This is a genomic window from Piscinibacter sp. HJYY11, from assembly GCF_016735515.1.
GTDB lineage: Bacteria > Pseudomonadota > Gammaproteobacteria > Burkholderiales > Burkholderiaceae_C > Rhizobacter.
In genome coordinates, this window is sequence record NZ_JAERQZ010000001.1 from 1,129,521 (window position 1) to 1,143,773 (window position 14,253).

Sequence of the window (14,253 nt, forward strand, 5' to 3'; positions counted from 1 at the left end):
AGCGAACGATACCGCAGGCGCCGCAGCGACCTGCGACGCAGCGCGCGGATCAGGCCGGCTCGGCCTCGTGCAAGGTGCGCTGCACGTAGTCGACGAAGCGCGTGACCACCGGGCCGGCGTCCGAGGGCCACACGAGGCTCGTCTCCGCGCGGGGCGCCATCGCCCCGAGCGCCACCGGCAGGCGACGGTAGACCACGCCCGGCCGCTGCAAGGTCGTCACCGACTGCGGCACCCACGCCAGGCCCAGACCCGCAGACACCAGGTTGACGATCGTCTGCATCTGGATCGCTTCCTGGGCGATCACGAGCGACGCGCTGTGGCGGTGGTAGAACGCGAGCACCGCGTCGTACAAGGAAGGTGCAATCTCCCGCGGGAAGATGATCAGCGGCTGCGCGAGGATCTGCGACAGGGTGAGCCGCCGCGCCGTGGTGAGCGGCGAGGCCTCCGGCACCGCGAGCACCATCGGCTCGACGCTCACCGACAGCCGCGACAGGCCCTGCCCGCTGCCTTCCGGCACGATGCCGGGTGCATGCAGCACGAAGCCGGCATCGGCTTCGCCCAGCTCGAACGCACGCAGTTGAACGTCGGTCGTCGCTTCGCGCAGCACCACTTCGATGCCGGGCTCGATGTCGCGAAAGCCGCGCAGCCAGCCCGGCAAGGGCCCGAAGCCCACGGTCGACACGAAACCCAATCGCAGGCGCCCGATCGCGCCCTGCCCCACCGTTCGCGCGATCGACGACAGCGCCGAGGCCTGCTGCAGCAACTGCCGCACCGGCTCGACCAACGCCTGCCCCGCCGGCGTGAGCGACACCTGCCGGCGCGTGCGCTCGAAGAGCGGCACACCGAGGCGCGCTTCGAGTTGCTGAATGGCAAGGGTCAACGGCGGCTGCGTGATGTTGAGCTGCTTGGCCGCGCGGCCAAAGTGCAAGACTTCCGCCAGCACCAGGAACTGGCGCCACACACGCAGCTCGATCTGGGCGTTGTCGCTCATGACGGGGCTCTCAGCAGACCGTCAGCAACGCCGCGGCGTACGAGAAACGCGCGCTCTCGGGCACGAAGACCATGATGCGCTGGCCCGACTTCAGGTCACGGGTGCGCACCAGCTCTTCCAGCATCAGGATGAACGAGGCCGTGGCCACGTTGCCCACCTGGGCGAGGTTGGTGAACCACTTGTCCCTTGGGATGTGCAGGCCGGCATCGCGCAGGCCCTGGTACATGGGCTCGCGGAAAAGCTCGGACGACAGGTGCGGCAGGAAGTGGTCGATCGTCGCCACATCGAAGTCGCGCCTGCGCGCCACGTCCAGCGCGAACTGGATGCCGTGCTTGATCATGCGTTCGCTCAGAAGCCGCGTGTCCTGCTTGACCGAGAAGATCGAGCGGGCCAGCCACTCCTCGGGCTCGAAGCGACTCCAGCCACGAAGCTCGCCGTCCTTGCTCTTCTCGGCACCGACGTACATGCAGGTCTCGGCTTCGTTGGCGTACGAGCGCACGTCGATCCATTCGAGCTTCAATGGCTTCGCGCCACGCGGCTGGTTTTCAAGCCGCAAGGCGCCGGCGCCGTCCGAGAGCATCCAGCGCAGGAATTCCTTGTCGAACGAGAGCATCGGATTGGCATTGAGCTGCCGTTCCCGGTCGATCTCGGGCTGGAAGTGTTTGGCCAGCATCCAGTGCGACAGCATCTCGCTGCCGGTGCATACCGCATTGGCGGTGCTGCCGGTGGCGATCGACATCTGCGCGAGCTTGAGCGCCTGCATGCTCGCGGCGCACGAGCCGGCGAACGACGCGATCTCCAGATTCGGCGCCGGCAGCAGGCCGTGCACCATCGCCGCATGCGAGGGCACCAGCTGGTCGGGCGACGCAGTGCCGCAGGCGAGCAGCTGCAGGTCTTGTGCGCGGAAGCGGTCGTCGATCAGCGGCTGGATCGCCGCGGCCGTCATCGACGCATTGGTATGCGTGGGCTGGCCGCCCTTTTCAAGCGCGTAGTAGCGCTGCGTGATGCCGTTGTTACGCAGGACGATCGCCTTCGTGCGGGACGACTTGCCGCCGATCAGGCCGAGGTAGTCCTCCATCGCATCGTTTTCTACGGGGCGGTTCGGCAGGTAGTGGGAAATTCCTGTGACGTAGACGTTCTGCGATGACATGAAGAAGCTAGTAGCGAATTGCCAAACCAAAGCGCTCTCGATATGAGAGGCATATCACCGATCCATTTTATATATATTGGACGGCGACCAGCTGCGACGAGATACTGCCGCCCTCCCCGCATACCGCCAGGAAAGTCACATGAGCTCCAACCGTCGCTCGAAGAACATCACCGAAGGCGTGGCCCGCGCGCCCAACCGTTCCATGTACTACGCCCTGGGCTACCAGGAGGGCGACTTCAAGAAGCCGATGATCGGCATCGCCAACGGCCACTCGACCATCACGCCGTGCAACTCGGGCCTGCAGCGCCTGGCCGATGCGGCGGTGGTCGGCATCAAGCAGGCCGGCGCCAACCCGCAGATCTTCGGCACGCCCACCATCAGCGACGGCATGGCCATGGGCACCGAGGGCATGAAGTACTCGCTGGTGTCGCGTGAGGTCATCGCCGACTGCGTGGAGACCTGCGTCGGCGGCCAGTGGATGGACGGCGTCATGGTGATCGGCGGCTGCGACAAGAACATGCCGGGCGGCATGATGGGCATGCTGCGCGCCAACGTGCCTTCGCTCTACATCTACGGCGGCACCATCCTGCCCGGCAAGTACAAGGGCCAGGACCTCAACATCGTCAGCGTCTTCGAAGCCGTCGGCCAATTCAGCGCCGGCAAGATGAGCGAGGAAGACTTCTGCCAGATCGAGCGCCGCGCCATCCCCGGCAGCGGCTCGTGCGGCGGCATGTACACCGCCAACACGATGAGCTCGTCGTTCGAGGCGCTCGGCCTGTCGCTGCCCTACGCGTCGACCATGGCCAACGTGGAAGAAGAGATCGTGGCCATGGTGACCCGTGCCTCGCAGGTGCTGGTCGAGGCGGTGAAGGCCGACCTGAAGCCGCGCGACATCGTCACCAAGAAGGCGATCGAGAACGCAGTGGCCGTGATCATGGCGACCGGCGGCTCCACCAACGCGGTGCTGCACTTCCTCGCCATCGCGCATGCGGCAGGCGTTGAGTGGACCATCGACGACTTCGAGCGCGTCCGCCGCCGCACCCCCGTGTTGTGCGACCTGAAGCCCAGCGGCCAGTACCTCGCGATCGACCTGCACCACGCGGGCGGCATTCCCGCCGTGATGAAAGAGCTGCTCAGCGCCGGCCTGCTGCATGGCGACTGCATCACCATCACCGGCAAGACCGTTGCCGATAACCTGGCCGACGTGCCGCCGCTCTCGAAGGAGCAGAAGGTGATCCGCCCGGTGTCGGACCCGATCTACGCCGAAGGCCACCTCGCCATCCTCAAGGGCAACCTAAGCCCCGAAGGCTGCGTCGCCAAGATCACCGGCCTCAAGAACCCGACGATCACCGGCCCGGCGCGGGTGTTCGACGACGAACAATCCGCGCTCGCCGCCATCATGGCCAACCAGATCAAGGCGGGCGACGTGATGGTGCTGCGCTACCTCGGCCCGAAGGGCGGCCCCGGCATGCCGGAGATGCTGGCCCCGACCGGCGCACTCATCGGCCAGGGCCTGGGCGAATCGGTGGGCCTGATCACCGACGGCCGTTTCTCCGGCGGCACCTGGGGCATGGTGGTGGGCCACGTGGCGCCCGAAGCCTACGAAGGCGGCAACATCGCCCTCGTGCATGAAGGCGACTCGATCACCATCGACGCGAAGACCCTGGTGCTGCAGCTCAACGTGCCCGAGGAAGAACTGACGAAGCGCCGTGCGGCGTGGAAGCGCCCGGCCCCGCGTTACACCCGCGGCGTGCTGGCAAAGTTCGCCAAGAACGCCTCCAGCGCCAGCTCGGGCGCGGTGCTCGACAAGTTCGACTGACGCCTCTCAGGCGAGCATGAAAAAGCGGCCCTGCGGGGCCGCTTGTTTTTTGGGGATGCGGCCTTACTTCTTGGCCTTGCCGCGGCGCCCGCGGTGGTCCATGCCGAGGTTGGCGAGGTTTTCCACGCGGCGCTTGGCCACGCGCTCGTCCATCTTGTCCATCTCGCGGCGCTTGGTGTAGCCGGTCGCATCGGCCCACGCCCACCAGGCCACGGCTGCGGCCCAAGGCCACAGCACCGCCCACCATGACCACAGGCCGACCGGGCCGAATTCGGCCACTTTCATCACCAGCAATAGCACGCCGAGGACCACGAAATACATGCAAAGACCTCACGTCAGGCTTTGGCCGTCACGCCCGGGCTGTCAACGTGCGGCCCGTAGAATGCGTTGATTCCGGCAGTGCTGGAAATGTAATTCACCCCACCCGTCTTCGGCACCCGAAAGGAACCCATGAAGTCGCTGCTTTCCATGATTTTTGCCGCTTCCGCGCTCGTCGCTGGCCCGGCTTTTGCCAACGCCGATCTGGCCCAGAAGAAGAACTGCATGGCCTGCCACGCCACCGACAAGAAAGTGGTCGGCCCCTCGTACCAGGACGTCGCGGCCAAGTACGCCGGCCAGAAGGACGCCGTCGAGAAGCTCTCGGTGAAGGTGATCAAGGGTGGCGCTGGCGTGTGGGGCCCCGTGCCGATGCCCGCCAACACCGCGGTGAGCGACGCCGAGGCCAAGCAGTTGGTCACCTGGATCCTGGCGCAGAAGAAGTGATCGGCTGATCTCTTCGTCTCTCGACAAGGCCCCGCTCGCGGGGCCTTCGTCATTTGGCCCCACACTTCCGCTCATGCGCGTTTTCGCGATTTCCGATCTCCACGTCGACTACGAGCCCAACGCCCGCTGGGTGCAGGAGCTCTCGCTCGTGGACTACCAGAACGACGTGCTCATCGTCGCCGGCGATGTCTCCGACCATGTGGAGCGGCTGCAGGCCTGCCTTGAGACGCTGGCGCGGCGTTTCCGCCAAGTGCTGTTCGTGCCCGGCAACCACGACCTGTGGGTGCGCCGCGATGGCCCTGGCGTCGACTCCTTCGGCAAGTTCGAGCGTGTCCGCCAGCTGGTGAACGCCGCGGGTGGGAGCATGGAGGTATTCCACACCGGGCGCTTGAGCATCGTTCCGCTGCTCGGCTGGTACGACGGCTCCTTCGGCCAGCCCAGCGAAGAGCTGCGACTGGCCTGGGTCGACTTCCGCGCCTGCCGCTGGCCCGAGGGCTACGAGTCGCATCACACCGCGCAGGCCTTCATGGCGATGAACCGCTACCAGCGGCAGTCCGACGACGAGGTCATCGTGTCGTACTCGCATTTCCTGCCGCGCATCGACGTGATGCCATCGCGCATCCCGCTCGACAAGCGCTTCATCTATCCGGTACTCGGCAGCGCAGCCCTGGGCGAACAGGTGAAAGCGCTGGGCTCGGCGGTGCACGTCTACGGTCACAGCCACGTGAACCGGCGCGTGGAACTCGACGGCACCCTCTTCGTCAACAACGCTTTCGCCTACCCGCACGAGACCCACATCGCCAAGAAGGAGCTGGTGTGCGTCTACGAGGCATAGCCCACCGATGACCCTCGCGCTCGACCGATCCGACGTCCACCTCTGGTTGGCCTTCTGCGCCGACGCCGGCCGCGAGCTCCTGCACGAGCGCTACCGTGCGCTGATGACGCCGGAAGAGCGCACACGCGGCGAACGCTTCTACTTCGAGCAGGACCGCGCCCGCTACCGCGTGACGCGCGCCCTCGTGCGCAGCGTGCTGTCGCGCTACGCGCCGATTGCGCCGCAGGACTGGCGCTTCGAGGCTACGTCCTACGGCCAGCCGGTGATCACCAACCCGGAACCCGAGGCGCAAAGCCTGTCGTTCAACCTCACGCACACCAGCGACCTCGTGGTGCTCGCGGTCACGCGGCAGCGCGCTGTCGGCGTCGACACCGAGAACATCACGCGGGGCGCCCTGCTCGATGTCGCCGACCGCTTCTTCGCGCCCAGCGAATGCGAGCACCTGTGGGCCCTGCCCGCCGAGCAGCACACCACCCGCTTCTTCGAGCTGTGGACGCTGAAGGAAAGCTACATCAAGGCACGAGGCATGGGCTTGTCGATCCCGCTGCACAAGTTCGCGTTCGACTTGCGCGAACCGGGCTCGGTGTCGCTCGCCACCCTGCCCGAGCTGGATGACCCAGCCGAGCGCTGGGCACTGCGCCACCTGTGGGCCACGCCCGAACACCCGCTCGCGCTGTGTGTGGAGCGCGGCGATCAGCCCGACTTCGCACTCACCGCGCGCCGCATCGTGCCGTTGGAAGGCGAGCAGGCCATCGACCTGCTCGCGTCACGGCAGAACTGATCCCTCAGTAGGCCTGGCCCAGCTGCTCGAGAATCGCCGGGTTCTCGAGCGTCGAGGTGTCCTGCGTCACCGCCTCGCCCTTGGCCACCGAGCGCAGCAGGCGCCGCATGATCTTGCCGCTGCGCGTCTTCGGCAGGTTGTCGCCGAAGCGGATGTCCTTGGGCTTGGCGATCGGGCCGATCTCCTTGCCCACCCAGTCGCGCAGCTGCTTGGCGATCGCCTTGGCTTCATCACCGGTCGGGCGCGGGCGCTTCAACACGACAAAGGCGCAGATTGCTTCGCCGGTGGTGTCATCAGGACGACCCACCACCGCGGCCTCGGCCACGAGCTCGGTGCACGAGACAAGCGCGGACTCGATCTCCATCGTGCCCATGCGGTGGCCCGACACGTTGAGCACGTCGTCGATGCGGCCGGTGATGGTGAAGTAGCCGGTCTTCTCGTCGCGGATCGCGCCGTCGCCAGCCAGGTAGTACTGGCCCTTGTAGTCTTCCGGGTAGTAGCTCTTCTTGAAGCGCGCGGCATCGCCCCAGATCGTGCGGATCATCGACGGCCAGGGCTTCTTGATCACGAGGATGCCGCCCTGCCCATTGGGCACGTCCTTGCCGGTCTCATCCACCACGGCGGCCTGGATGCCGGGGAACGGCAGCGTGCACGAGCCCGGCACCAGCGGCGTGGCACCCGGCAGCGGCGTGATCACATGGCCGCCGGTCTCGGTCTGCCAGAAGGTGTCGACGATGGGGCAGCGGCCGCCGCCCACGTGCTGGTGGTACCACTCCCACGCGGCGGGGTTGATGGGCTCGCCGACCGAGCCGAGGATGCGCAGGCTCTTGAGGTCGTATTGCTTCGGGTGCACGGCCTCGTTCGACTCGGCCGCCTTGATCAGCGAGCGGATGGCGGTGGGCGCGGTGTAGAAGATCGTGACCTTGTGGTCCTGGATCATCTTCCAGAAGCGGCCGGCATCCGGGAAGGTCGGCACGCCTTCGAACACGATCTCGGTGCCGCCGAGCGCAAGCGGCCCGTAGGCGATGTAGGTGTGGCCGGTGACCCAGCCGATGTCGGCGGTGCACCAGAAGATGTCGTCAGGCTTGAGGTCGAAGGTCCACTTCGTCGTGAGCGCCGCATGCAGCAGGTAGCCACCGGTGCTGTGCTGCACGCCCTTGGGCTTGCCGGTGGAGCCGGAGGTGTACAGCAGGAAGAGCGGGTGCTCCGCGCCCACCCACTCGGGCTCGCACGTCTCGGCCTGCGACGCGGTGAGCTCGTGCATCCACTTGTCGAGCGGCGCGTTCCAGGCGATCTTGCCGCCGGTGCGCTTGTAGACGATCACGTCCTTGATCGTCTCGCAGCCGCCGAGCTTCAGCGCCTCGTCGACGATGGCCTTGAGCGGCAGGGACTTGCCGCCACGCTGTTGCTCATCGGCGGTGATCACCATCACGGCGCCGGCGTCTTCGATGCGGTCGCGCAGCGATTGCGCCGAGAAGCCGCCGAACACCACCGAGTGCGTGGCGCCGATGCGTGCGCAAGCCTGCATCGCGACCACGCCTTCCACCGACATCGGCATGTAGATGACGACGCGGTCGCCTTTCTTCACGCCTTGCGCTTTCAAAGCGTTGGCCATGCGGCAGGTCTTGGCCAGCAGCTCGCGGTAGGTCACGTGGGTGACCTTGCCGTCGTCGGCCTCGAAGATGATCGCGACCTTGTCGCCAAGGCCGGCCTCCACCTGCTTGTCGAGGCAGTTGTACGAGACGTTCAGCGTGCCGTCTTCGAACCATTTGAAGAACGGCGCCTCGCCGCTGTTGAGCACCTGGGTGAAGGGCTTCTTCCAGCTGACGAACTCGCGCGCCAGCCGTGCCCAGTAGCCCTCGTAGTCGGCCGCGGCCTCGGCGCACAGCTTGTCGTAGGCGGCCATGCCTGACACATGTGCCTTTTGTGCGAGGGCGGCGGGTGGCGAATAGAGCTTGGTGGTGTCGGTCATCGCGGTCTCCTGGCCTTGGAATGGTGTGCAGGCAGCACCATAGGGGGGCGCTCTTACGAAGGGCTTACTCGACTCTGGCAAGGCCTGTGCCGCTCGAGCGTCCTGTCATGGTGTGACAACTAGAATCGCAGGCAACCGGACATTCCCTGAACCCTTTCGCCCCCGCCCCATGGCCGCCCAGAAGCCCGCTCAAGTCTCCCGCCGTCTGCGCACCCTGCCGCAGCTCATCTTTGCGAGCCGGTGGCTGCAGCTGCCGCTTTACCTCGGCCTCATCCTGGCGCAAGGCGTGTACGTCTTCCACTTCTGGGTGGAGCTCGTGCATCTGATCGAAGCCGCCGTGGGCGACAAGACCGCGCTGCAGGCCATCTACACCTCGGTGGGCATCACCGGCGACGCCGCAGCAGGCGGCAAGCTGACCGAGACGACCATCATGCTGGTCGTGCTGGGCCTGATCGACGTGGTCATGATCTCCAACCTCCTGATCATGGTGATCGTGGGTGGCTACGAGACCTTCGTCTCGCGCATGGACCTCGAAGGCCACCCCGACCAGCCCGAGTGGCTGAGCCATGTGAACGCCTCCGTGCTGAAGGTGAAGCTGGCCACCGCCATCATCGGCATCTCGTCGATCCACCTGCTGAAGACCTTCATCAACGCCGACGCGCTGAGCGACCGGGTGCTGATCGCCCAGACGGTCATCCACGTGGCCTTCCTGTTCTCGGCGCTTGCGATCGCGTGGACGGACCGCATCCTTTCGGCACCGAGCGCCTCAGCGCCTCACTGAAGCTTCGACGGGTGGAAACTCGACTCGCGCAGGTGCTGCTGGCGGCGCCGCGTGGGCCCGCGCCGCTCGGCGCGGATGAGGATCAAGGTGCCCAGCACGCCGGCGATCAATGAGCCGCCCAGCACGCCCAGCTTGACCTGCGTCTCGTAGCCGGGGCCATGGCCTTCGAAGGCCAACCCGCCGATGAAGAGGCTCATGGTGAAACCCACGCCGCAGAGCACGCACACACCGAAGAACTGCCAGCGGTTCGAGCCATCGGGCAGCTCGGCGGCCCCGGTCACGGCCAGCAGCCACGAGGCGCCGAACACGCCGACCGCCTTGCCCAGCACCAGCCCGGCGGCAATGCCCAGCGGCACCGCCTCGGTCAGCGTGCCGAGCGACAGGCCATGCAACACCACGCCGGCATTGGCAAACGCGAACATCGGCAGCACGGCAAACGCGACCCAGGGGTGCAGCGCGTGCTCGAGCGATTCCAGCGGCGAGGGGCCGTCTTCATCGTCCGTCTGCAGCGGAATCGCAAACGCGGTCACCACGCCAGCCAGCGTGGCGTGCACGCCCGACTTGAGCACGCAAAGCCAGATCACCACGCCCACCGCCAGGTAGGGCAACACGCTCTTCACGCCCGAACGGTTGAGCATGAAGAGCACCACGACCCCCACGCCCGCCGCGGCCAGCATCACCCACGACAGCTTGGCCGTGTAGAAGAAGGCGATCACGACGATGGCGCCCAGGTCATCGATGATCGCCACCGCCGTGAGGAAGACCTTCAGCGACGCCGGCACCCGCGAACCCAGCAGCATCAGGATGCCGAGCGCGAACGCGATGTCGGTCGCCGCGGGAATGGCCCAGCCGCGCAGCGCCACGGCGTCGTGCCAGTTGAATGCCGCGTAGATGCCCGCCGGCACGGCCATGCCGCCGATCGCCGCACCCAGCGGCAGCAGCGCCTGGCGAAAAGTCGAGAGTTCGCCCACCATCAGTTCGCGCTTGATCTCCAGGCCCACGAGCAGGAAGAACACCGCCATCCACAGGTCGTTGACCCACAGGATCAGCGGCTTGGCGAGCACCAGCGCGTCGTTGCCAAAGCGCACTTCGCCGGGGAGTTGCCGGAAGGCTTCGTATTCGATGCCCCAGGGCGAATTGCTGAGCAGGAGCGCTGCCACCGTGGCGGCGGCGAGCACGATGCCGCCCGCCGATTCGGCCGCGAAAAAGCGCTTCAGCGCATCGGTGATCACCGCAGGCCCCCTTCGATAAAATCTGCGCTTCCGCCCACCCGAGCCTCCCCATGACCACCATCCGCCACGCAGACCTCGTCGAGAGCGTCGCCGCAGCACTGCAGTACATCAGCTACTACCACCCGGCCGACTATATCCAGCACCTCGCACGCGCGTACGAGCGCGAACAGAGCCCGGCGGCCAAGGACGCGATTGCGCAGATCCTCACCAACTCGAAGATGTGCGCAGAAGGCCGCCGCCCGATCTGCCAGGACACCGGCATCGTCAACGTGTTCCTGAAGATCGGAATGGACGTGCGCTGGGAGGGCTTCAAGGGCTCGATCGCCGACGCAGTGAACGACGGCGTGCGCAAGGGCTACCTCAACCCCGACAACGTGCTGCGCGCCTCGGTGCTCGACGATCCGCTCTTCGCCCGCAAGAACACGAAGGACAACACCCCCGCCGTGATCCACATGGAAGTGGTGCCGGGCAACACGGTCGACGTGATCGTGGCGGCCAAGGGCGGCGGCAGCGAGAACAAGTCGAAGATGGTCATGATGAACCCCAACGACAGCCTGGTCGACTGGGTGCTCAAGACCGTGCCGACCATGGGCGCCGGCTGGTGCCCGCCGGGCATGCTGGGCATCGGCGTCGGTGGCACGGCCGAGAAGGCCGTGCTGCTCGCGAAGGAAGTGTTGATGGAAGACATCGACATGTACGAGTTGCTCGACCGCGGCCCGAGCAACAAGCTCGAGGAGCTGCGCATCGAGCTCTATGAGAAGGTCAACGCGCTCGGCATCGGCGCGCAGGGCCTGGGTGGTCTCACCACCGTGCTCGACGTGAAGATCAAGACCTACCCCACGCACGCGGCCAGCAAGCCGGTCGCGATGATCCCCAACTGCGCCGCCACGCGCCACGCGCACTTCGTGCTCGACGGCTCAGGCCCCGCCTACCTCGAAGCACCGAGCCTCGACCTCTGGCCCGACGTGAACTGGGCGCCCGACTACAACAAGAGCAAGCGCGTCAACCTCAACACGCTGACGCCCGCCGAAGTGGCCAGCTGGAAGCCAGGCGACACGTTGCTGCTCAACGGCAAGATGCTCACCGGCCGCGATGCTGCGCACAAGCGCATCCAGGACATGCTCGCCAAGGGCGAGCAACTGCCGGTCGATTTCACCAACCGCGTCATCTACTACGTGGGCCCGGTCGACCCGGTGCGCGATGAAGTGGTCGGCCCGGCCGGCCCGACGACCGCCACGCGGATGGACGGCTTCACCGAGATGATGCTGGCCAAGACCGGCCTGATCGCGATGGTGGGCAAGGCCGAGCGTGGCCCGGTGGCCATCGAAGCGATCAAGAAGCACAAGAGCGCCTACCTGATGGCGGTCGGTGGGGCGGCCTACCTGGTGGCCAAGGCGATCAAGGCCGCCAAGGTCGTCGGTTTCGCCGACCTCGGCATGGAAGCCATCTACGAGTTCGACGTGAAGGACATGCCGGTCACCGTGGCGGTGGACGCCGGCGGCACCTCGGCCCACATCACCGGGCCGAAGGAGTGGCAGGCCAAGATCGGGAAGATCCCGGTCGCTGTTGCCTGAAGAGCGGCCTGATGCCCCCACAAACGCCGGCTACTCGCCGGCGTTTTTGTTCGTGGCTTCTGCGGGGAGCGGGCGCGTGTGCACCACGCGCTGCGGGAACGGAATCTCGATGCCCTCGGCATTGAGCACCGCCAGCACCGCCAAGTTGACCTCCGACTTCACCGCGCCCTGCCCGTTCTCCGGGTCGCGGATCCAGAACTGCAGGGTCAGGTCCATGCCGTCGGCGGCAAAGGCCGAGAGCTGCACCGCCGGCGCCGGGTCGGGCAACACGCGAGGCACGGCCGCAATCGCGCTCACGAGCTTGGGCTGCAGCGCTTGCACGTCGGTGCCGTAGGCGACCTGCACCGTGCTCGAGATCGACAGGCGCGGGTCGGCCAGCGACGAGTTCTCGACCCGCTGCGTGATCAGCATCTCGTTGGGCACGATGGCTTCGCGGCCGTTGAGGGCGCGGATCACGGTGTAGCGGGTGCGGATGTCGGTGATGCGGCCTTCGAAGTTGTCGACCTTCACCATGTCGCCGATGCGCAACGAGCGCTCGGCGAGGATGACGAAACCGCTCACATAGTTGGCGGCGATCTTCTGCAAACCGAAGCCCAGGCCCACGCCGACCGCACCGCCGAGCACGCTGAGCGCCGTGAGGTCGATGCCGACCGCCGACATGGCAAAGAGCAGGCCGATGAAGAGCAACAGCGCGCGCACGATGTTGGCCGCCATCTTGCGCATCGAGAGGTCGTCGCCGGTGCCGCGGATGATCTTGCGTTCGACCGCCGCCGAGATCCACAGCGCGAGCACCATCACCACACCCGCGGTGAGCGTGCCTTCGATCAGGTTGCGAAGCGAGATCTGCGCGCCGCCGATCTTCCAGCGCACGCCGTCGAGCTGCTCCAGCACCGCCGGCATGACACCGGTCACCCACAGGACGACCGCGATCCAGGCGATCCAGGAGACGAAGCGCTCGATCACCCGCATCCACTGGCTGTTGGGGAACGCGGCCGTCAGCACCCGCACGGTCAGACGGATCAGCAGCAGCGAGGTGAGGATCGGGATGGCCACCTTGAACACCGCGACCTTCACCACGCCGACCAGCAGTTGCTTGGCGATCAGCGCGAGCACGAGCGCAAAGACCGGGAACAGCACGCCGTCGACCACGCTGCGACCGAAGAGCACGGCCCCCTGGATGTGCAGCACGCGGCGCAAGGCCGCGCAGACCAGCCACGACACGCCCAGGCAACCGAGCAGCACGCCGGCTTCGGTGAGTGCGCTCTGGGTGGTCAGGCTGCGCAGCAGCTCCTGGAACTCTTGCAGGTCGACAGTGGTGTTGTTCATTCTTGTCGTTTTCCATCACGGGCCCGTCATTCCCGCCAAAGCGGGAGCCGAGGCCTTGCTTCATCGTGGATTCCCGCCTCCGCGGGAATGACGGCTACAGGTCGGCCAGCACGCGCAGGTGCGTGGCCACGCTGCGCGACAGCGCGCCCAGCGCGTAGCCGCCTTCGAGGCACGAGACGATGCGGCCCTGGGCATGCCGGTCGGCCACGTCTTTCACGCGCCGCGTGATCCATTCGTAGTCGGCCTCGACCAGACCGAGCTGGCCGAGCTCGTCTTCACGATGGGCGTCAAAACCGGCCGAGATGAAGATCATCTGTGGCTTGAAGGCCTCGAGCCGCGGCATCCACATCGCTTCGATCATGTCGCGGATCTCCATGCCGCGCGTGTAGGGCGGGATGGGGAGGTTGACCATGTTCTCGCCCTTGGGCACGCCGCCGCAGTAGGGGTACAGCGGGTGCTGGAAAAAGCTCACCATCAGGATGCGGTCGTCGCCGGCGACGATGTCTTCGGTGCCGTTGCCGTGGTGCACGTCGAAGTCGACGATGGCTACGCGCTTGAGTCCGCGCACATCGAGCGCATGGCGCGCGGCAATGGCCACGTTGTTGAAGAAGCAGAAGCCCATGGTCTCGTCACGCGTGGCGTGGTGGCCCGGCGGGCGGACGGCGCAGAAGGCGTTGTCGACCTCGCCGTCGATCACCGCATCGGTGGCGGCGACGGCCGCGCCGGCCGCGCGCTGCGTGGCGGCCCAGGTGCCACCGTTGGCGGCGGTATCGGGGTCGAAGGCACGCGACTCCCCGGTGAGCGCGAGCTGCTCCAGCCGATCCTTCAACTCTGCGACGTAGTGCGCGCTGTGGGCAAGCTCCACGTCGCGCAGGTCCACCAGCGGTGCTTCCCGCTGCTCGAGGGCGACATCGAGGCCGGTGGCGATGAGGTGGTCGTGGATGGCATCCAGCCGCTGCGGGCACTCGGGGTGGCCGTGACCCATGTCATGAGCACGGCAGTCGGCGTGGGTGTAGAGGGCGGTGGGCAT

At 66.6% G+C, this 14,253-nt stretch carries 14 protein-coding genes; 6 read left to right on the forward strand and 8 right to left on the reverse strand.

Annotated elements, in window-relative coordinates:
- Positions 1-49 precede the first annotated feature (49 nt).
- A complete protein-coding gene (locus tag JI745_RS05135; RefSeq protein WP_201804329.1) occupies positions 50-991 on the reverse strand; it encodes a LysR family transcriptional regulator in 942 nt (313 codons plus the stop codon).
- Between the two features lie 10 nt (positions 992-1,001).
- Positions 1,002-2,141, reverse strand: a complete 1,140-nt coding sequence (locus JI745_RS05140) for a beta-ketoacyl-ACP synthase III (protein WP_201804330.1) — start codon at positions 2,139-2,141, stop codon at positions 1,002-1,004.
- Between the two features lie 139 nt (positions 2,142-2,280).
- On the opposite strand from JI745_RS05140, the gene ilvD reads away from it, so the two are divergent.
- Positions 2,281-3,960, forward strand: coding sequence for a dihydroxy-acid dehydratase (gene ilvD, locus JI745_RS05145; protein WP_201804331.1), 1,680 nt, complete (start codon positions 2,281-2,283; stop codon positions 3,958-3,960).
- 63 nt (positions 3,961-4,023) lie between these two features.
- On the opposite strand, the gene JI745_RS05150 is transcribed toward ilvD, so the two are convergent.
- Both JI745_RS05150 and JI745_RS05155 read right to left on the reverse strand, forming a co-directional pair.
- The gene (locus tag JI745_RS05150; protein ID WP_201804332.1) at positions 4,024-4,281 is read right to left on the reverse strand and encodes a TIGR04438 family Trp-rich protein; all 258 of its coding nucleotides are present in this window, start codon (positions 4,279-4,281) and stop codon (positions 4,024-4,026) included.
- 14 nt (positions 4,282-4,295) lie between these two features.
- Positions 4,296-4,505 carry a hypothetical protein gene (locus tag JI745_RS05155; RefSeq protein WP_201812784.1) on the reverse strand — a complete coding sequence of 70 codons (210 nt, stop codon included), beginning with the start codon at positions 4,503-4,505 and terminating at the stop codon, positions 4,296-4,298.
- Between JI745_RS05155 and JI745_RS05160 the strand changes: the two genes are divergently transcribed.
- From JI745_RS05160 to JI745_RS05170, 3 genes are all read left to right on the forward strand, one after another.
- Positions 4,411-4,722 carry a c-type cytochrome gene (locus JI745_RS05160; RefSeq protein WP_201804333.1) on the forward strand — a complete coding sequence of 104 codons (312 nt, stop codon included), beginning with the start codon at positions 4,411-4,413 and terminating at the stop codon, positions 4,720-4,722. The two genes, JI745_RS05155 and JI745_RS05160, sit on opposite strands and share 95 nt — an antisense overlap.
- A 73-nt stretch (positions 4,723-4,795) precedes the next feature.
- The gene (locus tag JI745_RS05165) at positions 4,796-5,557 is read left to right on the forward strand and encodes a metallophosphoesterase (RefSeq protein ID WP_201804334.1); all 762 of its coding nucleotides are present in this window, start codon (positions 4,796-4,798) and stop codon (positions 5,555-5,557) included.
- Positions 5,558-5,564: 7 nt separating this feature from the next.
- Entirely contained in the window at positions 5,565-6,338 is a 774-nt protein-coding gene (locus JI745_RS05170; protein WP_201804339.1) for a 4'-phosphopantetheinyl transferase superfamily protein, read from the forward strand.
- Between the two features lie 4 nt (positions 6,339-6,342).
- Here JI745_RS05170 and acs read toward each other — a convergent pair whose 3' ends face one another.
- The gene (gene acs, locus JI745_RS05175) at positions 6,343-8,310 is read right to left on the reverse strand and encodes an acetate--CoA ligase (protein ID WP_201804340.1); all 1,968 of its coding nucleotides are present in this window, start codon (positions 8,308-8,310) and stop codon (positions 6,343-6,345) included.
- 169 nt (positions 8,311-8,479) lie between these two features.
- Between acs and JI745_RS05180 the strand changes: the two genes are divergently transcribed.
- Complete coding sequence (locus JI745_RS05180; RefSeq protein ID WP_201804341.1) at positions 8,480-9,091, forward strand: YqhA family protein; 612 nt, start codon at positions 8,480-8,482, stop codon at positions 9,089-9,091.
- Here JI745_RS05180 and nhaA read toward each other — a convergent pair.
- Entirely contained in the window at positions 9,085-10,320 is a 1,236-nt protein-coding gene (gene nhaA, locus JI745_RS05185) for a Na+/H+ antiporter NhaA (RefSeq protein ID WP_404932842.1), read from the reverse strand. The two genes, JI745_RS05180 and nhaA, sit on opposite strands and share 7 nt — an antisense overlap.
- Before the next feature lie 53 nt (positions 10,321-10,373).
- On the opposite strand from nhaA, the gene JI745_RS05190 reads away from it, so the two are divergent.
- Positions 10,374-11,897, forward strand: a complete 1,524-nt coding sequence (locus JI745_RS05190) for a fumarate hydratase (RefSeq protein ID WP_201804343.1) — start codon at positions 10,374-10,376, stop codon at positions 11,895-11,897.
- A 30-nt stretch (positions 11,898-11,927) separates the two neighbouring features.
- Here the strand turns inward: JI745_RS05190 and JI745_RS05195 are convergent, their stop codons facing one another.
- Positions 11,928-13,223 (reverse strand): mechanosensitive ion channel family protein, encoded by a 1,296-nt coding sequence (locus JI745_RS05195; RefSeq protein WP_201804345.1) that lies wholly within the window; start codon positions 13,221-13,223, stop codon positions 11,928-11,930.
- 94 nt (positions 13,224-13,317) lie between these two features.
- A complete protein-coding gene (locus tag JI745_RS05200) occupies positions 13,318-14,253 on the reverse strand; it encodes a histone deacetylase family protein (protein WP_201804346.1) in 936 nt (311 codons plus the stop codon).